Below are 25,726 nucleotides of genomic sequence, written 5' to 3' on the forward strand. Positions count from 1 at the left end.
CCGGCATGCCGGGCTTTTTGTTGCCTGCCGCTTGGCAAGCTCAGGAGTTCTGTTGCCGGGCCAAGGCCGCCTTGGCTGCACGCAGCCTACGCACCTCCTTAGGGTCCGCCAGCAAGGGCCGGTAGATCTCAATCCGATCACCCGCCTGTACGGCGCGCACCTCTGCATCCGCAACGACCTTGCCGAATATTCCCAAGGGACAATCAGCCAGATTCAGCTCGGGAAATTGCGCCGCAATCCCCGAAGCCTGCACCGCCGCCCGCAGACTGGTGCCGGGCGCCACTGCCACTGCCAGCAAGACCTGGCGATCCACGCCGGCATACACCACTTCAATCTCAACCATGCAGTTGCTTGGCTCGCTGACAGAACGCGTCCACCAACGTATTGGCCGCCTGGTTGAACAAAGGCCCCAGTGTCGCGCGAACAAGCGGCCCCGCGTAATCAAAAGAAAGATCCAGGCTGATCTTGCAAGCCTTGTTAGTCAGCGCCTTGAATACCCATACGCCATGTAACTGGGTGAACGGCCCTTCCTGCAGATTCATCTCGATGGATTTCCCGGGCACCAACACGTTACGTGTAACAAAGTGCTGGCCAATGCCCCCTTTCGCCACACCAACGCTGGCAACCATATGCTCATCACTGCTTTCCAGCACCTCGGCCGCTGAGCACCAGGGCAGGAATTCCGGGTAACGCGCCACGTCGTTGACCAGGTCATAGAGCGCTTGCGCCGGATAAGGCAACAAGGCCGAACGTTGAATATGCGTCGTCATGTGAGCGTTATTTCCACTGCTGAGGCAAACATCGCGAAACAACAGCCCGATCCGCGAGAGAAAAAAACCAAAGAACTGCCCGTATTGTCCGGGATTCATCCAACACGCTCAAGCACGCAGGTTGACCGTAGCCGACTCGCTCGCAACTCCCTATAATGCAGCCCCTATGGCTAAACAAAAGAAACACCCCACAGGGACCATCGCGCAAAATAAAAAGGCGCGACACGATTACTTCATCGAACATCGGTTCGAGGCTGGTCTGGTCCTGGCCGGCTGGGAAGTAAAAAGTCTGCGTGCCAACAAGCTGCAACTGGTCGACAGCTACGTGCTGCTCAAGGATGGCGAGGCGTGGCTGCTGGGCAGTCATATCACCCCGCTGACCACCGCGAGCACCCACGTGATTGCCGACCCGGTGCGCACGCGCAAACTGTTGCTCAATGCGCGCGAACTGGAAAAACTCGCCGCCGCCGTACAGCAGAAAGGCTATGCCTGCGTCTGCCTGTCCTGGTATTGGAGCAAGCACCTGGTCAAATGCGAGATCGCACTCGGCAAGGGCAAGAAGGAATACGACAAGCGCGATACCGAGCGTGAACGCGACTCCAATCGCGAGCTGCACCGCGCCGTGCGCAACAAGGGCAAGGAAGAGTAATCCTTGCAGCGATGTAGCCTTGGGTGCATCACCCTTGGCTACATGCCTTTACGCCGCTCAGCCCGCGCAACCCGCTGAACCTCCTGACGCACCTCTTCCAACACTTCCTGCACGTACTGCAGATGACGCGTGGAAACCTCACGCGCCGCCTCGGCCCGCCCCTCGATAATCGCCAGATACAAATCCCGGTGCTGACTGATCAGCATGTCGCGGGTTTCCGTACGCTGCTGATACATCCCACCGATATTGGTCACCACGTTGCGCTTGAGCAAATCGAACAGCCCGCGAATGGTGTGCAGCAACACGGCGTTATGACTGGCCTCGGCAATCGCCAGGTGAAAGCTCGCATCCGCCGCCCCCTCCTCCGCCCGACTGACCTCATCGACCCGCGAGTAGCAATCCTGCAACGCATTAAACGCCGCTGTCAGCCGCTCACGGTCAACCTCGGTGGCACGCAACGATGCGTAATACGCACATGACGCCTCAAGCGTCTGGCGAAACTCCAACAGATCCCGTTGCGCCTCGGGGTTGTTCTCCAACAGGTGCAACAGCGGATCACTGAACGTAGACCCCAACGATTCAGCGACATAGTTACCCCCGCCCTGGCGACTGACCAGCAACCCCTTGGCCGCGAGCTTCTGGATCGCCTCGCGCAACGACGGTCGCGACACGCCAAACCGCTCCGCCAATGCGCGCTCGGCGGGCAAGCGCTCGCCCGACTTCAGCGTGCCCTCAAGGATCATGCCCTCAAGCTGCTCGACAATATCGTCGGACAAACGGCGCTGACGCACCTGATCAAACCCCATAACTCACTCTCCACCATCCCGACCACTCGCCGGGCCCTCTATTCTCGCCTATCGCAGCGCTTGCAGCACCTATCAGAGCGCCTCGGATTTATCCGATCAGATCCCCTCGCCCAACTTCATACGACGAAAGTTTCGCAGGCGGCAAATTGACACATCCCCCGAAGGCTTTTAACCTAGCCAACAGCGATTGTAAATTGGTATTACCAATTATCCAAATCGACTAAACAGTGCCTGACCAACAACAATTAGGGGCCACCCCATATGCAAACTTGGCAACAGCTCTACAGCCCGCTCGGCAGCCTCGGCCTGTCCGCACTGGCCGCCGTCATTCCCATCGTATTCTTCTTCCTGGCCCTGGCCGTGTTTCGCCTCAAAGGCCACGTAGCCGGCAGCATCACGCTGGCCCTCTCGATCCTGGTGGCGATCTTTGCCTTCCAAATGCCGGTGGACATGGCGTTCGCCGCGGCCGGTTACGGTTTTGCCTATGGCCTGTGGCCGATCGCGTGGATCATCGTCGCCGCGGTATTCCTCTACAAACTGACCGTCAAGAGCGGCCAGTTCGAGGTCATCCGCAGTTCGGTCCTGTCGATCACCGACGACCAGCGCCTGCAAGTGCTGCTGATCGGCTTCTGTTTCGGCGCCTTCCTCGAAGGGGCTGCCGGTTTCGGCGCGCCCGTGGCGATCACCGCCGCGCTATTGGTGGGCCTGGGTTTCAACCCGCTGTACGCGGCCGGCCTGTGCCTGATTGCCAACACCGCACCCGTGGCGTTCGGCGCCCTGGGGATCCCGATCATCGTGGCAGGCCAGGTAACCGGCATCGACGCGTTCAAAATCGGCGCCATGACTGGTCGCCAACTGCCGCTACTGTCGCTGTTCGTACCGTTCTGGCTGGTGTTCATGATGGACGGCCTGCGCGGCGTTCGCGAAACCTGGCCCGCGGCACTGGTCGCAGGCTTGAGCTTTGCGATCACGCAGTACTTCACATCCAACTTCATTGGCCCGGAACTGCCGGACATCACCTCGGCTCTGGCCAGTCTGATTTCCCTGACCCTGTTCCTGAAGGTCTGGCAACCCAAGCGCACCGCGGGCGCGCAGATTGCTGGCGCCACCGCCAGCGCCACTGTCACCGCCAGTGCCGGCGGTTTCGGTCAACCACGCACCACGGTTGCATCGCCCTACAGCCTGGGGGAAATTTTCAAGGCATGGTCGCCGTTCCTGATCCTCACCGTACTGGTGACTATCTGGACCCTCAAACCGTTCAAGGCCATGTTCGCTGCGGGCGGCTCGATGTACAGCTGGGTCTTCAACTTCGCGATTCCGCACCTGGACCAGATGGTAGTGAAGGTCGCCCCCATCGTGACCAATCCGACCGCGATCCCGGCAGTGTTCAAGCTGGACCCGATCTCGGCGACCGGCACGGCGATTTTCTTCTCCGCACTGATCTCGATGCTGGTACTGAAGATCAATATCAAAACTGGTCTTACCACTTTGAAAGAGACCTTCTACGAACTGCGCTGGCCGATCCTGTCCATCGGCATGGTGCTGGCCTTCGCCTTCGTCACCAACTACTCCGGCATGTCTTCGACAATGGCGTTGGTATTGGCCGGCACGGGCGCGGCATTCCCGTTCTTCTCGCCATTCCTCGGCTGGCTGGGCGTGTTCCTGACAGGCTCGGACACCTCATCCAACGCCCTGTTCAGCTCGTTGCAAGCCACCACCGCACACCAGATCGGCGTCAATGACACCCTGCTGGTCGCGGCAAACACCAGCGGCGGCGTCACCGGCAAGATGATCTCGCCGCAATCGATCGCCGTGGCCTGCGCCGCCACCGGCCTGGTCGGCAAAGAGTCAGACCTGTTCCGCTTCACACTCAAGCACAGCCTGTTCTTTGCCACCATCGTCGGCCTGATCACCCTGGCCCAGGCCTACTGGTTCACCGGTATGCTGGTGCACTAAGACCTGCACGCAATAGAGTAAGAATCGACGCCGGACCACGGTTCCGGCGTCAGCTATTTCTGGAGGACCGATGAGCCTGCCTGCTGCTTTTCTGCGCGATGTCGCACAGCTGATCCCACAGGATCGACGCTTCGACGACCCACTTTCCACCCTCGCCTTCGGCACTGACGCCAGCTTTTACCGACTGATCCCACAGCTGGTTATCCGTGTGGAGTCAGAAGACGAAGTCGTCGCACTGCTTCAACTGGCCCAACGCGACCACGTCCCCGTCACTTTCCGCGCAGCCGGCACCAGCCTGTCCGGGCAAGCCATCAGCGACTCCGTGCTGATCGTATTGGGCGACAACTGGAACGGCCGCGAGATTCGCGGGCAAGGCACGCAAATCCGCCTGCAACCTGGCGTCATCGGCGCCCAGGCCAACGCGTGGCTGGCACCATTCGGGCGCAAGATCGGGCCGGACCCGGCGTCGATCAACGCCTGCAAAATTGGTGGCATCGTTGCCAACAACGCCAGCGGCATGTGCTGCGGCACGGCGCAAAACACCTATCACACCCTCGCAGGCATCCGCCTGGTACTCGCTGACGGCAGCCGCCTGGATACCGAAGACGCAAGCAGCATCGCGGCCTTTCGTGAACAACACGGCCCACTGCTTGAGCGCCTGGCGACACTGGGGCGCGAGACGCGGGCAAACGCTGAATTGGCGGCTAAGATCCGCCACAAATACCGTCTGAAAAACACCACCGGCCTGTCACTCAACGCCCTGGTGGATTTCGACGAACCGCTGGACATCCTCAGCCACCTGCTGGTGGGCTCCGAGGGCACCCTGGGCTTTATCAGCGCAGTAACCTACGACACAGTGGTCGACCATCCGAACAAAGCCTCGGCGCTGATTGTGTTCCCGGATGTGGAAACCTGCTGCAACGCGGTAACGGTACTGAAAACCCAACCAGTTTCAGCCGTTGAACTGCTGGACCGGCGCAGCATGCGCTCGGTACAGAACAAACCGGGCATGCCTGCTTTCGTACAACACCTATCGGAAAATGCCTGCGCGTTGCTGATCGAATCCCGCGCCGCTTCGCCGTCACTGCTGCACGAGCAATTGGCATTGATCATGGCGTCCCTGGCCGCATTTGCGGTGGAAAAACAGGTCGACTTTACCGAAGACCCCGTGGAGAACGCCCGTCTGTGGGCGATCCGCAAAGACACCTTCCCAGCAGTGGGTGCCGTGCGCAAAACCGGCACTACAGTGATCATCGAGGACGTAACCTTCCCCGTCGAACAACTGGCCATCGGTGTGAACCGCTTGATCGAACTGTTCGACAAACATCACTACGATGAAGCCATCCTTTTCGGACACGCTCTGGAAGGCAATCTGCACTTTGTATTCACCCAAGGCTTCAACAGTGCGCAGGAAGTCGCACGCTATCAAGCGTTCATGGATGACGTCGCCCAGTTAGTGGCCGTGGAATTCGGCGGCTCGCTGAAAGCCGAGCACGGCACGGGTCGCAACATGGCACCGTTTGTCGAACTGGAATGGGGCAGCGATGCCTATCAGTTGATGTGGCAACTCAAGCGCCTGCTCGACCCCAACGGCATCCTCAACCCGGACGTGGTACTCAGCGAAGACCCGCAGATCCACCTCAAACACCTCAAACCGCTGCCCGCCGCCGACGAGCTTGTGGATAAGTGCATCGAGTGCGGCTTCTGCGAGCCGGTGTGCCCGTCCAAAGGGCTGACGCTGAGCCCGCGCCAGCGCATTGTGATCTGGCGCGACATCCAGGCGAAGAAGCGCGCTGGCGTCGACACCACCGAACTGGAAGCGGCCTACCACTACCAAGGCATCGAAACTTGCGCTGCCACCGGCCTGTGCGCCCAGCGCTGCCCTGTAGGAATCAACACCGGCGACCTGGTGAAAAAGCTGCGTAGTCGCGACGCCGACCGCACGAAAACCGCCGAATGGCTCGCCACCCATTTCGCCACCGCACTGCAAGGCGCGCGCTTTACCCTGCACGTGGCCAATGGCGCACGCATGCTGTTGGGCGCCCCGCGCCTGGCGAAACTGTCGGCCACGGTGACCAGGCTGTCCAAGGGGCAAATCCCACAATGGACCAACGCCATGCCGCAGCCGGAAAAGGCTATCCGCTTCAGTCCGCCGGTGACCGACGAGCGGCCACGCGTGGTCTATCTCGCGGCCTGCGTCTCACGCACCATGGGCCCGGCAGCCGGGGATAAAGAGCAGATGTCGCTGTACGACAAAACCCGCGGCCTGCTGGAAAAAGCCGGTTACCAGGTCGTCTTCCCCGACAACCAGGACAGCCTGTGCTGCGGCCAGCCCTTCGCCTCCAAAGGCTACGCCGAACAAGCCGAACACAAACGCCAGGAACTCATTGGCGCCCTGCTCCACGCCAGCCGTGGCGGGCTCGACCCGATCTATTGCGACACCAGCCCATGCACCCTGCGCCTGGTGCAAGACCTCGGCGAAACACGCCTGGACCTTTACGATCCGGTGCGTTTTATCCGCACCCACTTGATGGACCGCCTCGACTTCACGCCGCAAGACGCACCGATCGCCGTGCATGTCACCTGCAGCACCCAACACCTGGGCGAAAGCCAAGCGCTGATCGACCTGGCCCGACGCTGCTCCAACACGGTGATCATCCCGGAAGGCATCCATTGCTGCGGCTTTGCCGGCGACAAGGGCTTTACCACGCCGCAACTCAACGCCCACTCACTGCGCTCCCTCAAAGACGCGGTGCAACATTGCAGCGAAGGCATCTCCACCAGCCGCACCTGCGAGATCGGCCTGAGCCAGCATGGCGGTATCAATTACCACGGCCTCGTGTACCTCGTGGATCGTGTCACACAGGCACGCGCCCATTGATCCGACAAAAAAAACAGAACCCCCGCGCACCCGCGTAGTCATCTAGATAGGCCTCGGCGAACGAGGCTCATCAGTGATGTCGCTGGCAGCCGTTGAACGCCAGCAGCGTCGAGCCCTATTTGCGAGGAGATACCCTATGAAGCGTTCCGCTCTTGCTGGCTTGTTCATCACCGCTGCGATGCTGGCCTCCCCTGTTTTCGCCGCCGGTGACAAAGACCTCTGCGAGATCAACCTCAACAAAATCAACAACGGCAAAGCGCTGCTCGCCACCGACTCCAGCGGTAAAAGCGGCGAAATCGACACCGCCGTCGCCCAGGCCAAAGCCGCCCACGCTGCCGGCGATGAGAAAAAGTGCATCGAGATCACCAGCAAGGCGCTGCAAGACCTGCAAGACCTCGACAAAGGCGGTAAATAATCCCACAGCCGTGAGGCCAACCTTCGGGTTGGCCTTCCCGCGCTGTTTGGCGTACACTGCACAGGCTTGTCACTCACTATGAAACAACGAGTTACAAGCACGGGGCCGTTTAGGATTCGACGCCGGTCGCGAAACTTTAGGTGCATGCCGAGTTGGTAACAGAACTCGTAAATCCACTGTTGCAACTTCTTATAGTTGCCAATGACGAAAACTACGGCCAGGAATTCGCTCTCGCTGCGTAAGCAGCCTTAGCCCTGAGCTTCTGGTACCTTCGGGTCCAGCAATCACCAGGGGATGTCTGTAAACCCAAAGTGATTGTCATATAGAACAGAATCGCCGTGCAGTACGTTGTGGACGAAGCGGCTAAAACTTACACAACTCGCCCAAAGCACCCTGCCCTTCGGGTCGCTGAGGGTTAACTTAATAGAAACGGCTACGCATGTAGTACCGACAGCGGAGTACTGGCGGACGGGGGTTCAAATCCCCCCGGCTCCACCACTTCATCATCTAAAGACGTCCACGGACGTCTTTTTTTGTGCCTGCGATCCAGTAAATACGCGGCCTCCAGCGCTTTTGCGGTCTTCTGATATTTTTTGAGTTCCAGCCATTCGGGTATTCCAAACGGTATTCCAACCCATTCGGTGCTAACCTTTGGAATACCAAATCAGTGCCTGAGGAAAATCTCATGCCTGCTCCAGCCCTCCGTCTATCTGATCGACAGCTCAAGGAAGTCAAACCCGCGTCCAAGGATTACGTCCTCACCGACGGTGACGGTTTGCAACTCCGTGTACGCAGCAACGGCTCTCTGCTGTGGAATTTCAATTACCGTGAACCGGTGACCAAGAACCGCATCAACATGGGCTTGGGCACCTACCCAGAGCTCTCGCTGGCGAACGCCCGAAAGATGGCGGTCGAAGCACGCGAGCTGCTCGCCCAAGGCATCGATCCGAAGGTGCAGCGCGATACGCTGAATGAGGCCAAGCGCGCAGAAACGGAACATACCTTCGAGAACGTGGCCACCGCCTGGTTCGAGCTTAAGAAAGACTCGGTCACGCCGGCCTACGCCGAGGACATTTGGCGGTCGCTCACGCTGCATGTATTTCCAGACCTGAAAGCAACGCCGCTTTCAAAAATCAGCGCACCAATGGTCATCGAACTGCTTCGCCCAATCGAGGCCAAAGGCAGCCTCGAGACAGTGAAGCGATTGAGCCAACGGCTCAACGAGATCATGACCTATGGGGTCAATTCAGGACTGATCTTTGCGAACCCCCTCAGTGGCATTCGCGCAGTATTCAAGAAACCCAAGAAACAGAACATGGCCGCGCTACGACCCGATGAGCTTTCCGAGCTCATGATCGAAATCGCAAACGCCAGCATCAAGCGGATCACCCGCTGCCTGATCGAATGGCAACTGCACACCATGACCCGCCCTGCCGAAGCGGCTACCACCCGATGGGCAGACATCGACTTCGACAAACGCATCTGGACCATCCCTCCGGAGCGCATGAAAAAGCGTCGTCCGCACACCGTCCCACTGACCGAACAGGCACTCGCGTTACTGGAGACGCTCAAGCTCCACAGCGGCCACAGGGAATACGTGTTCCCGGCAGATAGAAACCCGCGCACCCACGCCAACAGTCAGACCGCCAACATGGCGTTGAAACGCATGGGCTTTCAGGACCGCTTGGTCAGCCACGGCATGCGTTCCATGGCCAGCACCATCCTGAACGAACATGGGTGGGATCCGGAGCTAATCGAAGTCGCGCTGGCGCATGTCGACAAGGACGAAGTCCGAAGCGCTTACAACCGAGCGGACTACATCGAGCGCCGGCGTCCGATGATGGCTTGGTGGAGTGAGCACATCCAGAAAGCGGCCACTGGCAACCTGTCGGCATCTGCGATCAATCAAACCAGGGACCACAACGTCGTGCCGATACGGTGAGCGCTCACCGAACGCCGCAGGTAACCGAAAATGAGCCCAAGATAGAGTGATGGTTGATTTTGCGACAGCGGCGACACTGGCGACAACCCGCGTAATTCCTGGTCTGCAGCATGGCGACTGGTGTGGCGACTGTCGCCATTGCAAGCCTAGATCTTGGGGCTTTCTCGGCCAAGCCCACGCGAGCGGGAAGGCTCCGCATTCCCACTCGCATGGGCTCACATTAAAAACCGACGAACGACCACCCGGCCATGGAAAACCACCGGCCGCCAAGGTCTTCCAGCGCTACCAATGGACGCAAGAGTCCCCCCCAAAATACGGTTGACCGCCAACAGAACGAGCGCTAAACCAGAACCGTACCAGCGCTGTCCTCGACAGCACCCAGGTAGCCAGAACCTTTGAGGCTACGCCACATCGTGGTGGTTCCCCCCAAGTGCGATTAGCGTCCGGCGGCTCGCACGCTCACAGTGATGTGATGGATGCCTACTTCTACCAGAGTGCCACTGCGGCAACTCATACCCCTTTATAGCTGCCCTGCAGCAACCTTTCCGCTTGGCCATTTCCTTGCGCCAACCTGTTGCCCGTCTCTTTGCCCCCTAAAGAGACGGGCGCTCCTACCACTGCTGCAGCCCTTCTAACACGGGCCTTTGCGGCTTTCCCCCTCGTGACAATCGGCGTGACAAACACCGAATGCTCACTCGCCACAGCGATGCCGATGATGGTGCCGCAGCCCAAGGAATGGACTGCACCTGACTGACAGTCAGGCATGCCCCAGTCATCGCCTCACTGCCTTCACCTGACTCAGGATCTCGCGGCCGGTCTCGTCAGCCAGTGCAGCCTCCACCCGCCCACTTCTTCGGAAGTGCTCAGGAGGCCAGATCATGAGATGCCCAAGCTCCCGGTCGTAAGGAGCCGCCAGTCCCGCGTGAGAGGACAACCCTCACAGGTCGCAGGGGCCTTGATCCCTGATAACACTCAACAACCGTGGCGGGATGAGTGAGGACGAAGTCGATAATCTGAGGAGAATAGCGATGCAACTGTGCGAAGCGTTCGAGCCACCACAACCATTGCTGGAATACCAGCAGGCGCCACTGCCCTACCCCGTCGAAGCCCTCGGAGAACTGTTGGGCCCTACGGTCCAACGACTGGCCGAAGTGATCGGCGTGCCCTGCGCCATGGCCGCGCAATCGGTGCTGGCTACCACTGCCTTGGTGAGCCAGGGTCATGCCAATGTCCAACTCGACGGCCGAACTTATCCGCTGTCCCTTTACCTACTGACGGTGGCGTCCTCGGGTGATCGCAAAAGCGCGGTGGATCATCTGGCACTGAAGACGGCGCGCGAATGGGAACGACAGCAGTGGACCCTGTATGCGGAAAAGCTCAAAGCTTATCGCGCCGCTACCAGCATCATGGCCAAACCCAAAACCTCAAAGAAACACGCGGAGGCGGAAGGCAGAGAACTATCTGAGCCGGTACCGCCGAGGCTGATCATTGCCGAGCCCACCATTGAGGCTCTGATCAAAAGCCTGTGCCAGGGCTTGCCCAGCATGGGCTTGTTCAATGATGAAGGTGGCCAGTTCCTGGGCAGCAGCACCATGAGCAAAGAGAATCTGCTCAAGGCGATCACCACCTTGTCGACACTGTGGGATGGCAGCCCGATCGACCGGGCGCGCTCCATGGTTGGGGAAAGCCTGCGTGCCTATGATCGCCGCCTCAGCCTGCATTTGATGCTGCAGCCCTACCTGGCCAACCAGCTGTTCAAAGACCCGGTGATCAATGGCCAAGGCATCCTCGGCCGCTGCCTGATCAGCTGGCCCGAACGTCTGGTCGGTCGGCGCTTGTACAAGGCAGTCGACCTGACGCGAGATGCCAAGGTCCAGCGCTACCAAACGCGCATCACCGCCCTACTGGATAAGCCATTGTCGCTGCACAAAGACGGTTCACTTAACCCCGCCAGACTGGAACTGACGCCCAGCGCTCGCACTGCCTGGATTGATATTCACGACACCATCGAATGCCAGTCCGGCGAGTTCGGTGAGCTGGCGGGTGTCCAATCCGTCGCAGGAAAAGCGGCGGCGAATGTGCTGCGCATCGCCGGTGTGCTCGCGGTAATTGAAGATGCGAATGTAGTGAGTGAGGCCCATATTCAACGCGCCTCAACACTGATGGATTACTACCTGGCGGAGATCCAACGCCTGACCGAACAAGAGCCAATCAACACTTTACGTGAGGAAGCGGATCGACTGCTGCGCTGGCTGACGCAAAAAGGCTGGACCCAATTTACCATCCGCGACCTCAATCGCAACGGCCCTCGTTTTGCCCGCAAGAGCAGCCATCACACCGCCACACTGCTCGTCGAGCTGATCACGCATAACTGGCTGAACAGTCGCGATGCCAAAACTTTCGAGGTCCGCCATGTTTCGCCTCAATGACGCGGTGCGCCGCTACCAGGCGCAACATCAATCGCCACTAGAATCGCGACGTGTCGCCGCCTCTGTCGCCAACCTGTCGCTACGTGCCAGGCCAGAAACGACGCGGGTTGTCGCCACTGTCGCCGCTGTCGCCACACCACCAATTGACCCTGACAACCTCGCCCTGCTGATCGAGCAACTGCGTGAGGAAGGGGCATTGCTGCAACACCAAGAGAACACCCTTCTGATCCGCCCGACACACTGGCGACAGATGGACAGGCTCAGCCCTCACTGGAAAGCCCTACTGCTCTACCTGCAAGACAACGAAAACGGTGATGATGATGGCTCTGGTCGGTCGGCGTGATGGACGCAACTTTGGCTATGGCCGCCAACTGAGCTACGCCGGTCCACAAGCGCTCAACGATCTGTTTGCCGGCGGCCATTTCGCCACGGTCAAAGCACATAGCGATCGCTGGCAAGCGTTCGTGCGTTGGTGTCGATCAGTGGACGGCCCAGGTTACAACGATGCGCGCCAGATTGATCGACAGACGCTGCATGACTACGCCGCGTATCTACGCCAGCAGATCCAGCAAGGTGAACTCTGCATCGCTACCGCGCAGAACCGCCTGAGCAGCGTCAACCGTACCCTCGCGGCGCTGCGCGGTGATCAGGATGTCAGGATCGCCAGTCCGAGCCAGGCGTTAGGCAAGCAGCGCTCAAGCGTACGCACCCGCGCGCCGGACGGCCAGAACCGCCAACAGGTTCAACGAGTCGTGGAGGTGCTCGGCGAACAGCACCACGAGCGGGTGGCCGCGATTGTCCTGTTGGCCCGAGCAACCGGCATGCGCCTGCGCGAAGCGATCCTGGCTGACCTGCCACGACTGCAGCGCGAAGCCGAACACTTAGGCCGCATCAACATCCAGGACGGCACCAAAGGCGGTCGTTCAGGGGCTTCAGCGCCGCGATGGGTCGTAGCCAATGCAGAGGTGAAGGCGGCGCTGCAGTTGGCCTGTCATGCGTCGCCGACCCACAGCCGCAACTTGCTGGCCCGAGACGAAAGCTACTCCGTGTTCCTGCAACAGACTGTATTCCCCGCCCGCGAAACGCTGCATGAACACGGGCTGAAGGGTTTCCATGAACTGCGAGCGGCCTACGCTTGCGAACGTTACGAGCAGCTCACTGGCCACGCCGCACCGGTCAATGGTGGTCACTGCTATCGCATTGACCGCGCCCTTGATCAGCAGGCGCGCCAACAAATCAGCGTTGAACTCGGGCATAACCGGATCGATGTGGTTTCGGCCTACATTGGAGGGAGAGCGTGACCAAGCCCTTCGATATGACGCTGTTCCTGAGCGGCGTACTGACCGGTTCTAAGGCCACTCAGCAACGCCACCTACGGCAAGCCCGTACCATGCAAGCGGCCATTCAACAGCGATGGCAGCGAGATAATCCCTGGACCTGGCAGCTCAAGCATGTGCGCTGGTTTCTCGCTCAGCACCTGAAAGACCATTCCGACACCACCCGGTATTACTATCGACTCACCACCCTATTAATCTGGAAGAGATTAGGGAACGACCGCGAATTGCTGATCTGGCATCTCGAGATTACAGTCCCCCCTTCAGAGCAGACCAAGAGACCATAGATAGTTTCTAACCTCTCCCATGCCTCTGGTGGCCACACCTATTAAATAATCACGAGACTGGCGGTGGAGTGGAAGCGGGCCGGATTGACGCACCCATTTCGCGACATCCTCTGCGGGCAATCTGCGGGCCGCCAGGATCATGGCCATCAGGTCATCTCTGGCATTCGCATCCCGAACTACTGAAGTCAGATCCGCTCCTTTGGCATGGTACGCGGTGCCGTCCGTTATTCCGGCAGCGTGGAACGAGGCGCGTCGGATGATGCACGGGACGCACTTACCACACTGCTGGTGTGTCCGCTTCCACTTACCACACGATACCGTTTCCGATGCCAGGATCCTCAAGTTCGCTTGATCTAAGCACCCTGAAAGCATCTCTCCCTTCGTCTGAAGCGCGTACGGATTCTCGACTCGTACAGGCAGGCCAACCGTGTCCAGGATTTGTTGGAATAGACCTAAAAAATGTGGGTGCGTCGTCCTAGTACTCAACGCGCCAATGCGGCGAGCAGTCATTGGAGGGTTCAGCGCAATGAGCCCGTTCTCGGGAACGAAGAGTTCTACTGGTGTGCCAGCGACTCGTAGCTGCGCCAGTGTGGCTCCAACCAGTGCACCATAGGCGAGGAAGTTGAAGCTTCGAGTGCGCATCTGCACATCGGTTTTTCTCCCAGTCAAGGACACCGGATTTGCCACCGCAGCGAATCTTGAGACCTCCACCGGTAGATGATCCCGAACCATGATTTGCTTTTCCGAGTCACCCCGGTATGCATGACTTATCAGCAATGGGCGTCTGCCCTCAGCTAATAAATTCAACGCTCCAATGCCGCTATCCATACCCCCCGAAAACAAACTGACACAATCGTGGCCGGCCATAACGGTGATGCGACCACGGTTCTGAGATGTGAGCTGCCTGGGTCCATCAGGCAATAGGATGATCTCCCAAAGATCGCCGCTTAAGAAATGCAGAGCCTTCTGTAAAAGCGGTATCGCGGGCTGCCAAAGTTGCGGATCAGCGATAGGGATGAATAAACGAAGGTCCCGTGCCCAACCATCATCAGCTTCTGCTTTATCAACAAAAGTATCTGCGGCCGTTATAGCCATGGCTATGGTCAACAAATCGAACCCGGTTCTACTGACTGGAGCACCCAAACGCCTCACTGCGGCGCGAACCGGCCCCCCGATAGAGCAAGTGCCCCGCGCCGGTGGGCGACTGCCGTACATCAGTACGGGAATTCCATTAGCCGTTTGCGAGCGAAGCTGATCAACTTCGTGATGGAAAATGAGGTCTGTCACTCTTGGTACGCCTCCCATTCACTCCACACTTCGCGGATGGCGGCCATCTGAATCTTTTCAATTTGAGTGCTGGAGAACGCTTTCAGGCTGCCTCCCAACAAGGGACGCATGTGCTTGTCGGTCACCGACTCAACGAGGGAGTACAGTTCCTTTTCGGCCTGCTCGACTTGGCCAGGTGATTCAGCTTTTGCGAATGCATCGTTCGAATCGAGCACCACTTGCCCAAACACGCATTTGGTGACGTACACCAGCATCATCTGTACAAGCATCTCGTCAGTGATGCTCGCGAAATCAAACTCTTGGTAACCCTCTAGGCATTCAGAGAGCGCCTCGTTCATCGCAACCCGAACGCGATCAGAATCGCCGTCCTCAGTGGCAAGCGCCTGCACGAGCATGTCGATAGCAATGTCCGTGTCCTGGCCGTTCAACGCAGCGAGATCCAGTCCCGGGGGGGATTGCCCTTCCCTCAGTGCGGCCATCGCACCAAATAAGGCTCCACCAGCTCCGGCCATGGAGCCAAACCGGGCAGGTCCGATGCCACTGCCACCGGTTGCACCGCCTGCATAGCTGCTTATCGCAGACCGAAGGTAATCACCGTCTCCTGTGGAGACGAATCTCCCCAGATTTGTACGGAAGTCTTTAAATCGCTGCGGAGGAGCTTCCGGTACCTGCTGCCCGTCGGTGTCCACCCACCCTGGCACAAATGGAGAATTGCCCCCAGGCCCTTTGCTTGACGTAGAGGTTCCCATTATTTCTTCTCCCGCTCCTTGTACCAGCTCGCGCCCTTAAGCTTGCTGCTGAGCCAAGGCCGAATTTTGTCCGGCATAACGGTGTGAATGAAGTCCGACAGCAGTGCACCGGCTTCTGGCGATTTTTCGGCAAGCAACTGCGCACCGTCGAAGCCAACAGGCTTGCTTGTCCACTCAGAATGCGCCCGCATCGATTCAATCAGCTGGGTCATGACGGCCGCCTGCTCACCGCCGGAGATCGTCTGTAGAACAGCTTTGGCAGAGGGCGACGAGGTGTTGGACGTCCGTTTGAGCACGGCAAGCGCTTCGGCTGCATCAGCAGAAAGACCTGCACGCAACACCCGTAAGGGAGTGGTTTCCCTGCTCAGATAAACGACCGGACGAAGGTCTACAGTCGAAAGCTGCGGTTCAAGCCTGATCCAATCTCGCACGAGATCTACTTTGGTCCATAAATCCGGACAAGCCCCCGCAAACTTCACGGGGTCTTCCAGCAGGCCCTCCAGTTCGGCCAGCACTTCAGGTTTGCCACCGGCAGCACCATTGATCATCGAGTAAAGATGGGCGACCGCTTTCTCCTCCATGCAACGTTCAAAAAGAGCCACCTTGGCGATTAGGGCCTCGTCTACAGGCATTTCACGCAGTGCCGCTACCCGTACCCTCATTCGAACGACGTTGAGCATACGCTTCACGATCCTGGGGTTACCCAACACGGAGCTGGAGCTTGCGAGCATTGGCGCAATTCGATCAGCAATCGGCAAAGCTTCGGCAACTTCCACTGGCACATTAGAGCCCAGCAGCTCCAAGGCCCTCTCTGTGCTGATGGGCTCGTCTCTCCATGCCTTGCGCAAGTTATCTTCAAGTCCGACTCTCAAGGCCTCGATGCGCTCGCCAGGGACCTTGTTACCGGCCGAGGCAAACAGCATGAATAGGTACGCCCGAACTTCCTGAACGCCCAACCTTGGCACACGAACAGGCACTTGAATAAGTTTGTCCAAGTAATCAGTGACATGACGATCACCAGGATCTTTGAAATGTTCACTGACCGAATGGCGAACCATTTCCTCATCTGCCGCCACGACAAAAGCCGTATGGTTCATGAAGAGGAATAGACGCAGAGCCTCCAAGGTATGGATCGTCTGCTTGGGCAAGCAGCGATCTAAGTTGTCGACAAAAACGACCAACGTTTTGTCGAGACCGATGAGGACATCTGAAAACTCCTTCCGGAACGCCTCGATCTGTTTGGGGGGAGTTTGCTGCTTTTCTGGGCCAAGCAGCCCGGTAAAGCTGTCCTTCGCCTTACCACCTTCATCTTTGAGAGTTCCTAACGAGTCATGATCCGCTTCACCGGAAAAGAGCTTCCCCAGAGCTTCCACCCCTTTCGCCCCAAAACCGAAAGCAGGCATACCAAAAGCAAGCGCTCCGCCTTCGACCATGAGACCAAGCATTCGCATTTTGTTAGCCCGCGCAAAAAGCTTCTTCGCCTCAGGTAGAAAGCTGGTTTCTTCGGCAGCGTCAATAAGGGTGGAGGCGATGACCTCCATCAGCGCGGCGCGGGAGTCATCGAAGCCCTGATACAACCAGGCGTCAAAACGAACGACGACGAATTCAGATGCTCCCTGAGGGGGGTTCAGTCCATGCTCGATCAGATTGAGCAGCGTGGACTTCCCAGTACCCCAGGAACCGAACACGCCTACTGTAACCGGACGCATGGACGGATCACGGATGACGTCCACAACCAGATCCGCCACTTCTGAGTAATTCAGAAAATCGTTTTTTGTATCGACATCAGCCCACATCTGAGCCTCCTTGCTTGCGGACCATCCCTTGCTTACGAGCTGGACTTTCTGCCACAGACACGCAGCATCGCCTTCATAACCGCCATCATTCGTTAAAAAGCGATTCAATGCCACTATTTAGACATCTAGTGGATAACACCCTTCCTGTCAGTCCGTCGGGCGGGCGGGCGGGGTAGTCGCAGGCAAAAGCTCAGGAACGAGAAAACGTAAAGCAGAACGAGTGGCGGCGCGAAAGCCGGGACCTGTAGATATCGTGCATACCATACTGACATCGGCAGTACCGCCACTTGCAGTTAGCAGAACAATTTAGCGGACGCCCAGAGGAGTTTCGGGATCAGACTAGATCGATATCGCGCGTTTGCGCGCGGCATCGATCTAGTAATCGCTATACCTCATCAGTGTCTTTAGCTGACCAGGCGAGCCGAGTGGGGATCGTAGACCACATCGGTAACCGACCCATCCCGAATGCGCTCAACCGCTTCGTCAATTACATGGAGAGGTACTAAAAACCACTCCCTTGGCTTGACCGGATGGCCGAAGCGATCTTCGATGGTCAAGTCGAGCTGAGCCCCACCGAACAGACGGTGGAAGATGTTTTCTAGCCTAGTGCGGTTCAGGTTATGCAGCTTGTAGGTGGCGACAACCTCAACGTCGGCCAGCAGATAGGTCGCATCTTTTTGCGCGTTAGCAATGCGCGTCTCCACTTTGCCGCCGGTCACGCCGATCTTGTGGATCAGCTCGCGGTGCTCGGCGACAAATGGGTGGCTAGACAGGCTCCGCAGCACATAAATTGTCCCGTTTTCAATATCGTCGGGCTCTGAAGCATTGCCAAACAACGGTCCCATGTCCGGATCGGTTACTCGCCGACCGGTTTCATCTTTGTAAAGCGCCCGTTGGAGCGAACGACGCAACAAGTTGCTTTCCGTTCCGTTGGCGTAGATGACACGCAGGCGTGCATCGCTTTCGCCATTGGGCGCCTTGATGGTTTCGCCGATTTCCGCCACGTAGGCCAACTGCCCGCCGACAATGAAGTAGTTCCCCGATTCAATGCTGGCATCGCGACCAAAGCGCAAGGTTTTGCGAACTTCATATTTCAGATCCCTTTCAGCCAGCTCGAACAGTGGTTGAAACCTGTCAAAATCCGCACATGGCGTACGGTCGGCGATTTCCTCAGCTGCACGTTTTTCAGTGCTGGAGCGTACATGACGAAGCACGGTGATGTCGTCCTGGTCTGCGGGTTCACCGCCAATACCCAGCTCGGCCAGCAAGGCGTCCTCATCTAGGTCATTCACATCCAGCGTTACGGTCCCGGTCAGTAGATCGGGGCCATCCAGCTCAGCCAGTAGTATTTGCGCTTCCGGTAATTTGCGCAGCTGATCCAGGCGTACGGCGTACAAACGCTCGAAAACATCACGGTCTTCACCATGCAGTGGCGCGCGACCGTGGGTCTGATAAAAGCGCAGAATGTCCTCGAAACCAGCGATGATGCGTTCTTCACGAGGGGTTCGAGTGACTGTTTTGAGAGAGGGAACCTCTACCCCTAGAGCATCCAGTAGGTCGTCATCATTCATGTTAGCGCTCCATCTTTAGCGGCTTCTTTTGTGGTGCCGAACGATTTGGAGGGTTCATACTCTTCAGGGTAGTAGCGAGAGAAGTAGTTTGCCGCATCCTGCTCAGCCCGGTCAGCAAACCTAGGGTTCTCCGGAAAAATGCTGGTAGGCATATACTTATTTAAAATATTGCTCTTCTGTTTGTGCAGCAGTGTGCGCTCACTATCTATTTTCTGAGCGTACATGCTTCCGTCCGCAACAGATTGCCACTTATGCTCAGCCTCAATAAATAAAAGCTCAAGATCTTTAAGCATCAACGAAAACGTTTTGAGACGATCCGCGTAGGGGAGTAAAGGGTAGATGACTGAGAGCACCTGTGAGCCTGCGATAATAGCACCCCAGAGCACAGCCAGTTCTTTCCAGACAACCCAAGCACCGATACTTGCGCTAGAAGTTATTGCTATGACTGCTTTAATGAGGCGCTCTTTTGCCTCAGCTTCAAGCAAGAGCCGCTGAACGAAACCAATATTGAACTTCAATTCATGAAGTTCTTTCCAAAATCGCTCTTGCGCCATCCTTTACATCCCCGACACCGACATTAATAAAACCAATCAAGCTAAAACAAGTCGCTAATAAGCTTTTCTGCTCGGCTATTTTTCCGTCTTTTTAGGCGCTGCTACTTTTGGCATAGTTGGTGTTTCTTTGGGTATTGGTAGCCCCTTTTGGCCTGCTAATGCCTGAGCACGATAACGTGTTAAAGCAGCTACACCTTCGGCCATGCGCTTTTCCCAGCCATCAGCGGAATTAATGTCTGGCAAGCGTCCACGCTCGTTCTTGAACTGCAACGCACGCTTCGCCAGGTCGCGTGCTTCGTCTTCCGGGATGCTAACCTTCTTGGCAGAAATGCTGGCTTGGACTTGACGCAGTGATCTTTCATCCATCGCTTTCGCCAGCACAGCATAGGCGGCATCGAAGGGATTGATGCGATCGATTAAATCAATGTCCAGCTCGCGCACGTTAACGAACTTACGCACACCATCCAACAGCGCCGTACTGCCCTGCACTGCATCGCCACCGTTTACATCGGCCTGGCCCAAGGCCAACTTGGCCTGCTGAGTAATGTTCATGGCGGCGATGGCGTGCTGGCGGATGGCTTCCTGATCGACGTCGCTCAAGTCTGGGTAACGCTCACGTACGATCTTGCCCATGCGCAACTGGGTCAGCTCTTCGGGCAGGGTATTTTCCTTGTCGAAAAGGCCGCGTTCCAGCACGGTTTTGTCCTGCAGGAAGTTGGTCACCACTTCATTCAAATCTTCCTTGCAGATGCGCGTTGCCTCTGCGCTTTGCGGCGTGATCAGCCCCTTTATCTCGACATGGTACTGGCCTGTGGTTTCATTTACACCCAAGTTGGTGCCGCCTGGTTGATAACCATCAGGCCCATAAGTGAAACCCTCTTTCGGTCCTGTATCTTTCGGGGTGAACTCATAGCGCGGGGCTAACACCTGTTCCATCAGCAAGCTGGCGGAAATGGCCTTGAGCATATCGTTCACCGCCTCAGCAACAGCGGCTTGATCGGCTGCGGGCTCTGCGATCAGGTTGGTGAAGCGTGAGCGCTCCTTACCCTCAGCATCACGCGTTGCACGGCCAATGATCTGCACAATTTCGGTCAGGCTGCTGCGGTAGCCAATGGTCAGTGCATGTTCACACCAGATCCAGTCAAAGCCTTCCTTCGCCATACCCAATGCGATGATCACATCCACGTGGTCGCGGTTGTTCTTCTGCGCCGGGTCTTTCAGCGCGCCGAGCACTTTGGAGCGTCTGGTCGCGTCGCTGTCATCCACCAGGTCGGCCACTTTCAGCGTGCAACCGTCCTTGGTTTTGATGAGGTGGAAGCCGGTGGCCGGGTCGACACCCTGCCAATCGCCCAGCGCACTCATGATTTCGTTGACCTCGCGCTCCTTGTCTTTGAGGCTTTCGCGGGCATTCACATTAGGGATATGGATGATGGTTTTCAGCACTGGGTCCAGCACCTTGGCGACGGCATCCACATACTTACCGGTGTAGAAGAAGTAGCCGATATCCAACGACTTGAGCCAGCGGTAGCCGTTAAGCTGCTCGTAGTAGGTGTAAGTCACCGTCTCAAACCTGGCTTCTTCCGCCGGGGCCAGCACGGCCTCGCTGTCGCCACGAAAATAAGAGCCAGTCATGGCCACCAAATGCACTTTATCGCGGCCGATAAACGCGCTTAGCTGGCCGCCCAACTTGTTGTCCGGGTTGGCTGAAACGTGGTGGAATTCGTCGATGGCAATCAGGCGATTGTCGAAGGCTTCGATACCTAGCTCTTCCACGGCAAAGCGGAAGGTGGCATGGGTGCAGACCAGTGTCTTGTCGGCGCTTTTCAGGAAAGCGCGTACGGATTCCACCTTGGATTTGGCCACACGCGGCTCATCGATGCCAGGAGCATTGCATAGGTTCCACTGTGGAGCCACTTGCCAGTCCCAGTAAAAACCAAACTTGCTCAGCGGCTCATCGGCGAAGCTGCCGCCAATGGAGCGCTCCGGCACCACGACAATTGCCTGTTGCAAGCCCTGGTTATGCAGCTTATCCAGCGCGATAAACATCAGGGCGCGGGACTTGCCTGATGCGGGGGGCGACTTGATCAGTAGGTACTGTTCGCCGCGCTTGGTATAGGCGCGTTCCTGCATGGTACGCATACCCAACTCATTGGCTTTGCTGGAAGCCCCGGTGTGCGCCGTGGTGATGGATACCGATGGCACCGTGTAAGAGTTGGTTGGGTTGTGGTTCTGTTCGTTCATTGCGAGTCATCGTCCATGGATGCGTCATCACTTGCCAGTTCGCGCTCGATCTGTTCGATGCTGGGCAGGCTGGTTTGCAGCTCTGCCGGCAGGGACTCCACCAATTGGTATTCGGCCACACCGATGGGGCGGGCGTTATCACGCAGGGCGTATTCGGCCACTACCTTGTTCTTGCTCTTGCACAGCAGCAGACCGATGGTGGGGCCGTCCTGTGGGTGCTTGAGCTGGGCATCCACTGCAGTGAGGTAAAAACTCAACTGGCCCAGGTGCTCGGGCTTGAACTTGCCGGCCTTGAGTTCGATCACCACATAGCAGCGTAGCTTGAGGTGATAGAACAGTAGGTCGATAAAAAACTCGTCACCGCCCACATCCAGCAGCACTTGCTGACCGACGAAGGCAAAGCCTGCACCGAGTTCCAACAGGAACTCGGTGACATGCTTGACTAGAGCGTTTTCGATCTCACGCTCCTGCGCATCAAAGGTCAGGCCAAGGAAGTCGAAGCGGTAAGGATCTTTCAGCGACTCGCGGGCCAAGTCGGACTGCGGTTTGGGCAGATGGCTCTCGAAGTTACTGACTGCCTTGCCACTGCGCTCCAACAGACGAGCCTCGATCTGCATCACCAGAATGTTACGCGACCAGTTGTGCTCTATGGCCTTGGCGGCATACCAGCGGCGGGTTTCCGGGCCGGGCAACTTGTCCAGCAGCACCAAATTGTGACCCCAAGGCAATTGTGCAGCAGCCTGTTGCACAAACTCCGCGTCAGGCCACGCCTCGGCAAAGGCACGCATGTACTTGAGGTTGCGTGGCGAAAACCCATTCATATCGGGAAAGGCTGCGCGCAAATCCTGCGCCAAGCGCTCGATTACCTTGGCACCCCAGCCCTGCTGTGCTTGCCGGGTCAAAATATCGTGACCGATCTGCCAGTAGAGCTGCACCAGTTCGCGGTTCACCGCCAGCGTGGCGCGCTGCTGAGCATTATGGATGCGGCCTTTGAGGTCGGTCAGCCAGTCGCCGTAGCCTTCGGGTGGCATGCTCAGGCTAACAGGGGTGTCGCTCATGCCTTTATCCCTCGTGGCTTTTTCGGCGCGGCCTTCGCTGCGTTTGCCGCCATCTTGGTGTAGAGGTCAAACAGCTTTTCCAGCCGCTCGGTGTCGTTCTTGAAGCGACGACCAATATAGATGCGCTCCAGCACTTCATCGTTGCGCTCGTGGGCACGGCGTAGGTTGTCCGGCATGCTGTCGGGGTTGTACAGATCGGCAATGGTGGCGGGGAAGTGCGCCTCTCGGGCCAACAGGATGTTTTCAGCGCAGGCGGTTAAGTCGGCCTTGTTTTGCTCTGTGAGCAGGGGGATCGGGAAGGTATTCCAACCGAGGGTGTTGGAGTAGCGAAAGTCTGTTTTCATTTTGCCACAAACAGTACCAATCCAAACCAGGTGCAAACGGGAAGCGATAAGGGCCATATTCCAAAGAGGTGCATCGTAAAGAGCAAAGGCTAAGTCTGTGACGATTGAGCCTCTGGGAAGTAATCCTACGGGAAGATATTCACGGGACTCCGACGAAACCTTCGGAACAATCGTTACGACTTCATTGCCTACTTGTTTAACCTCTTCAAACTTGTGAGGCCATGCGGCACCTTTCTTAGTGGCAGCCTTTGGGCTTTTTAATCGAAAAGCAGCAACCGCATTTAATTTGCAACTGATGTCACGATTAGACTTAGCCTCTTGCTCTTGGCTGTCAGAAATCCACAAGCAGAAACGCACTTCACCTCGAATATACTCACTTGCACCATATACGCGCTTAAGAAATTTAACTACCTCCACATTACCTTCTACTAGCCTTTGCTTTTCCTCCTCTGCGAAAAGCAAATTCCCACCTTCGACCGGCTTACCACCGGCATCCATCTGGCTTCTTTCATCGGCGGGGTACGTCTGTTTATCGACTATGACGTCTGCGCCGGATACCAAATAAGCATTGATTCTATCGACCTCTTTAACCGCCACCTCTCCATTGCTATTGGTCGAATAAATCCGCCGACTCCTCTCAGGGTCGTTAGAAATACAGACAATTACAACGGTCACACCTGCATTGTGACTTGCAAGATTTGCCCACTTAAATGAGGTGTATGTAAATACGATCTGGTAGTTTTTTGCAAAAATTAACGGCCAGAGAATCGGTACTTGCTGACCCTGACAAATGGAGTTGGTAGATACAAAAGCAGCTTTTGCCTTGGTTTTGACACCATAGTCGGCAGCTTTCATAAACCAGCCCGCCACATAGTCTAGCGATTTCCAGTTTTTTGTGCGGGAGGCAAAGATGGCTTCCAAATCTGCCTTCTGCTCATCAGTCTGCCAAGTTGAACCAAGATAAGGCGGATTACCACATATGTACGTCTCGCCACCTTCGTTCTCGAAATCGATTTCCGCCTGATTTAGTGGCGTGCCAAATAAGTCATCCGCAATTATCTTGACCGCCGTACCCGTAGGCCGGCAGACACTCAACCAATCCATTCGCAGCGCATTGCCACAAACAATCCAGTTCTGCGCATTCAGCGGTAAAAACTCCGCCAGAGCATCCTGCTGGCCGCGATAAAGCACATCGCATTGGAACTCGGCGATGATCAGCGCCAAGCGGGCAATCTCTGCCGGAAAGTCGCGCAACTCAATACCGCGAAAGTTGGTCAACGGAATTTCAGACCTGTTGTTGGCCTCGCCTCGGCGGCGATTGATCTCTGCCTCGATCTCGCGCATCTGCTTATAGGCGATGACTAAGAAGTTCCCGGAGCCGCAGGCTGGGTCAAATACGCGGATACGCGCCATACGTTTGCGGAGGTTGAGCAGCTTGGCTTTGTTGTCTCCTGCCACATCGAGCTGAGCACGCAAGTCATCAAGGAACAGCGGATTCAGCACCTTGAGGATGTTGGGTACGCTGGTGTAGTGCATGCCCAGTGAGCCGCGCTCCTCATCATCGGCTACGGCTTGGATCATGCTGCCGAATATGTCTGGGTTGATTTTTTTCCAGTTCAGTTTGCCGGCGTGAAACAAGTAAGTGCGTGCCATGCGTGTGAAGCGCGGTGCCTCGGTACTGCCTGAAAACAGGCCGCCATTCACGTAGGGGAAGCTGTTGGCCCAGTTGGGCAAGCGAGGCTGAACAGTGGCTCGCTCGGCCAGCTTGATGTTCATAGCGCGGAAAATTTCAGACAGCACCTGATGGGTATTGGAGCCATCGCGTTCGCTGTACTGCTCAACCGTTTTGGTAAACAGGCCATCGCCATTAAAAATGTCGGTATCTTCAGCAAAAAAGCAGAACACCAGCCGCGCCATAAAATGGTTCATGTCGGCACGGCGTTCGTCTTTGGCCCAGTCAGGGTTCTCGTTCAGCAACTCGACGTATAGCTTGTTCAGGCGGCTGGTAGCGCGCACGTCGATGGGGTTGTCCTTGATCTCCTTAATGGTGGAGATACCGGCCAAGGGCAACAGGAAGCCGAAATGGTTGGGAAAGTCCGGGTAGTCGCAGGCGATGGTTTCACCCGTAATGAGCTCTTCGGACTCCAGCGTTTGCCCGTCTGTGGCAAGGATGAACTTTGCTTTGGCCTTTGTGGTAGCCGGGCTGGCGCGCAATGCCTTGAGCGTTTCGCCCACGCTACCAGATTCGCATGCGGCGATATGAATGTTATTGCGCAGTAGCACGCCGCCAGGCACGTCGGAAGCGTTGTTGTTGCCGGCACGCAAGCGTTTGAGGGCTGTTTCCTTATTGCCAAAAGCGGCCAGGAAGACAAACGGAAATTCCACCGCGTCAAAGGGCTCAAGGGCCAGGTCCGAAATAGCGGACTCAATTTCTACTGCATTCATGATTTACCACTGTCCAGATCGCGTATGAACGAGTACGGCGAATTAAGCCGTTAATTTTGCGGATGATGACTAGGCCACTTGAGTGCTTCAACCTTCGTGCCGGCCACGGCCTGACATGATAACCCCGATAGCCTCGAACAAGGTCGTATCGCGTATGGCGACAGCGGAACTACTAGAGCGGCGATGACCGCATTGCAGCTGGATCACAGCAG

General features: G+C 57.1%; 20 protein-coding genes and 1 other RNA gene. 10 read left to right on the forward strand and 11 right to left on the reverse strand.

The features are described 5' to 3' along the window. Positions 1–40: 40 nt before the first annotated feature. Positions 41–343, reverse strand: a complete 303-nt coding sequence (locus tag LIY36_RS11360) for an RnfH family protein (RefSeq protein WP_226455735.1) — start codon at positions 341–343, stop codon at positions 41–43. Further along, on the reverse strand, positions 336–770 hold the full coding sequence (locus tag LIY36_RS11365; RefSeq protein WP_226455850.1) for a type II toxin-antitoxin system RatA family toxin: 435 nt from the start codon (positions 768–770) through the stop codon (positions 336–338). The genes LIY36_RS11360 and LIY36_RS11365 overlap by 8 nt, the downstream gene beginning before the upstream one ends. A 166-nt stretch (positions 771–936) precedes the next feature. Between LIY36_RS11365 and smpB the strand changes: the two genes are divergently transcribed. Further along, entirely contained in the window at positions 937–1,419 is a 483-nt protein-coding gene (gene smpB, locus LIY36_RS11370; RefSeq protein WP_192298933.1) for an SsrA-binding protein SmpB, read from the forward strand. Between the two features lie 38 nt (positions 1,420–1,457). Here the strand turns inward: smpB and LIY36_RS11375 are convergent, their stop codons facing one another. Then, positions 1,458–2,225, reverse strand: a complete 768-nt coding sequence (locus LIY36_RS11375) for a GntR family transcriptional regulator (protein ID WP_192298934.1) — start codon at positions 2,223–2,225, stop codon at positions 1,458–1,460. A gap of 261 nt (positions 2,226–2,486) precedes the next feature. On the opposite strand from LIY36_RS11375, the gene LIY36_RS11380 reads away from it, so the two are divergent. The 9 genes from LIY36_RS11380 (at position 2,487) to LIY36_RS11420 (ending at position 13,469) form a co-directional block, all read left to right on the forward strand. Then, positions 2,487–4,181, forward strand: coding sequence for a lactate permease LctP family transporter (locus LIY36_RS11380; RefSeq protein ID WP_226455736.1), 1,695 nt, complete (start codon positions 2,487–2,489; stop codon positions 4,179–4,181). 70 nt (positions 4,182–4,251) lie between these two features. Then, positions 4,252–7,062: an FAD-binding and (Fe-S)-binding domain-containing protein gene (locus tag LIY36_RS11385; protein ID WP_226455737.1), complete on the forward strand. Its 2,811-nt coding sequence runs from the start codon at positions 4,252–4,254 to the stop codon at positions 7,060–7,062. 136 nt (positions 7,063–7,198) lie between these two features. Continuing rightward, positions 7,199–7,477, forward strand: coding sequence for a hypothetical protein (locus tag LIY36_RS11390; protein WP_226455738.1), 279 nt, complete (start codon positions 7,199–7,201; stop codon positions 7,475–7,477). A 101-nt stretch (positions 7,478–7,578) separates the two neighbouring features. Next, positions 7,579–7,975: a transfer-messenger RNA gene (gene ssrA, locus LIY36_RS11395) on the forward strand. A gap of 187 nt (positions 7,976–8,162) precedes the next feature. Then, positions 8,163–9,419, forward strand: coding sequence for an integrase domain-containing protein (locus tag LIY36_RS11400; RefSeq protein WP_226455739.1), 1,257 nt, complete (start codon positions 8,163–8,165; stop codon positions 9,417–9,419). A 1,028-nt stretch (positions 9,420–10,447) separates the two neighbouring features. Further along, positions 10,448–11,848: a YfjI family protein gene (locus LIY36_RS11405; RefSeq protein WP_223543398.1), complete on the forward strand. Its 1,401-nt coding sequence runs from the start codon at positions 10,448–10,450 to the stop codon at positions 11,846–11,848. Next, on the forward strand, positions 11,832–12,191 hold the full coding sequence (locus LIY36_RS11410; protein ID WP_226455740.1) for a hypothetical protein: 360 nt from the start codon (positions 11,832–11,834) through the stop codon (positions 12,189–12,191). Before LIY36_RS11405 ends, LIY36_RS11410 begins: the two co-directional genes overlap by 17 nt. Continuing rightward, positions 12,169–13,149: an integrase domain-containing protein gene (locus LIY36_RS11415; RefSeq protein ID WP_226455851.1), complete on the forward strand. Its 981-nt coding sequence runs from the start codon at positions 12,169–12,171 to the stop codon at positions 13,147–13,149. Before LIY36_RS11410 ends, LIY36_RS11415 begins: the two co-directional genes overlap by 23 nt. After that, positions 13,146–13,469: a hypothetical protein gene (locus LIY36_RS11420; RefSeq protein WP_226455741.1), complete on the forward strand. Its 324-nt coding sequence runs from the start codon at positions 13,146–13,148 to the stop codon at positions 13,467–13,469. The genes LIY36_RS11415 and LIY36_RS11420 overlap by 4 nt, the downstream gene beginning before the upstream one ends. Here LIY36_RS11420 and qatC read toward each other — a convergent pair. From qatC to LIY36_RS11460, 8 genes are all read right to left on the reverse strand, one after another. Beyond that, positions 13,446–14,774 carry a Qat anti-phage system QueC-like protein QatC gene (gene qatC / locus LIY36_RS11425; RefSeq protein ID WP_317850336.1) on the reverse strand — a complete coding sequence of 443 codons (1,329 nt, stop codon included), beginning with the start codon at positions 14,772–14,774 and terminating at the stop codon, positions 13,446–13,448. The two genes, LIY36_RS11420 and qatC, sit on opposite strands and share 24 nt — an antisense overlap. Further along, positions 14,753–15,268 carry a hypothetical protein gene (locus LIY36_RS11430; protein WP_223543402.1) on the reverse strand — a complete coding sequence of 172 codons (516 nt, stop codon included), beginning with the start codon at positions 15,266–15,268 and terminating at the stop codon, positions 14,753–14,755. The genes qatC and LIY36_RS11430 overlap by 22 nt, the downstream gene beginning before the upstream one ends. A 236-nt stretch (positions 15,269–15,504) precedes the next feature. Beyond that, entirely contained in the window at positions 15,505–17,415 is a 1,911-nt protein-coding gene (locus tag LIY36_RS11435) for a KAP family P-loop NTPase fold protein (RefSeq protein WP_223543403.1), read from the reverse strand. Positions 17,416–17,705: 290 nt separating this feature from the next. Beyond that, positions 17,706–18,872, reverse strand: coding sequence for a GIY-YIG nuclease family protein (locus LIY36_RS11440; RefSeq protein ID WP_226455743.1), 1,167 nt, complete (start codon positions 18,870–18,872; stop codon positions 17,706–17,708). Further along, the gene (locus LIY36_RS11445) at positions 18,869–19,426 is read right to left on the reverse strand and encodes a hypothetical protein (protein ID WP_223543431.1); all 558 of its coding nucleotides are present in this window, start codon (positions 19,424–19,426) and stop codon (positions 18,869–18,871) included. Before LIY36_RS11445 ends, LIY36_RS11440 begins: the two co-directional genes overlap by 4 nt. Before the next feature lie 75 nt (positions 19,427–19,501). Beyond that, positions 19,502–21,667, reverse strand: a complete 2,166-nt coding sequence (locus LIY36_RS11450) for a DEAD/DEAH box helicase (protein ID WP_223543432.1) — start codon at positions 21,665–21,667, stop codon at positions 19,502–19,504. Continuing rightward, positions 21,664–22,725 carry a PDDEXK nuclease domain-containing protein gene (locus tag LIY36_RS11455; protein WP_003197627.1) on the reverse strand — a complete coding sequence of 354 codons (1,062 nt, stop codon included), beginning with the start codon at positions 22,723–22,725 and terminating at the stop codon, positions 21,664–21,666. Before LIY36_RS11455 ends, LIY36_RS11450 begins: the two co-directional genes overlap by 4 nt. Further along, on the reverse strand, positions 22,722–25,514 hold the full coding sequence (locus LIY36_RS11460) for a class I SAM-dependent DNA methyltransferase (RefSeq protein ID WP_226455744.1): 2,793 nt from the start codon (positions 25,512–25,514) through the stop codon (positions 22,722–22,724). Before LIY36_RS11460 ends, LIY36_RS11455 begins: the two co-directional genes overlap by 4 nt. Positions 25,515–25,726: the final 212 nt, after the last annotated feature.

It is taken from the genome of Pseudomonas sp. AF03-9, from assembly GCF_020515815.1.
Lineage (GTDB): Bacteria > Pseudomonadota > Gammaproteobacteria > Pseudomonadales > Pseudomonadaceae > Aquipseudomonas.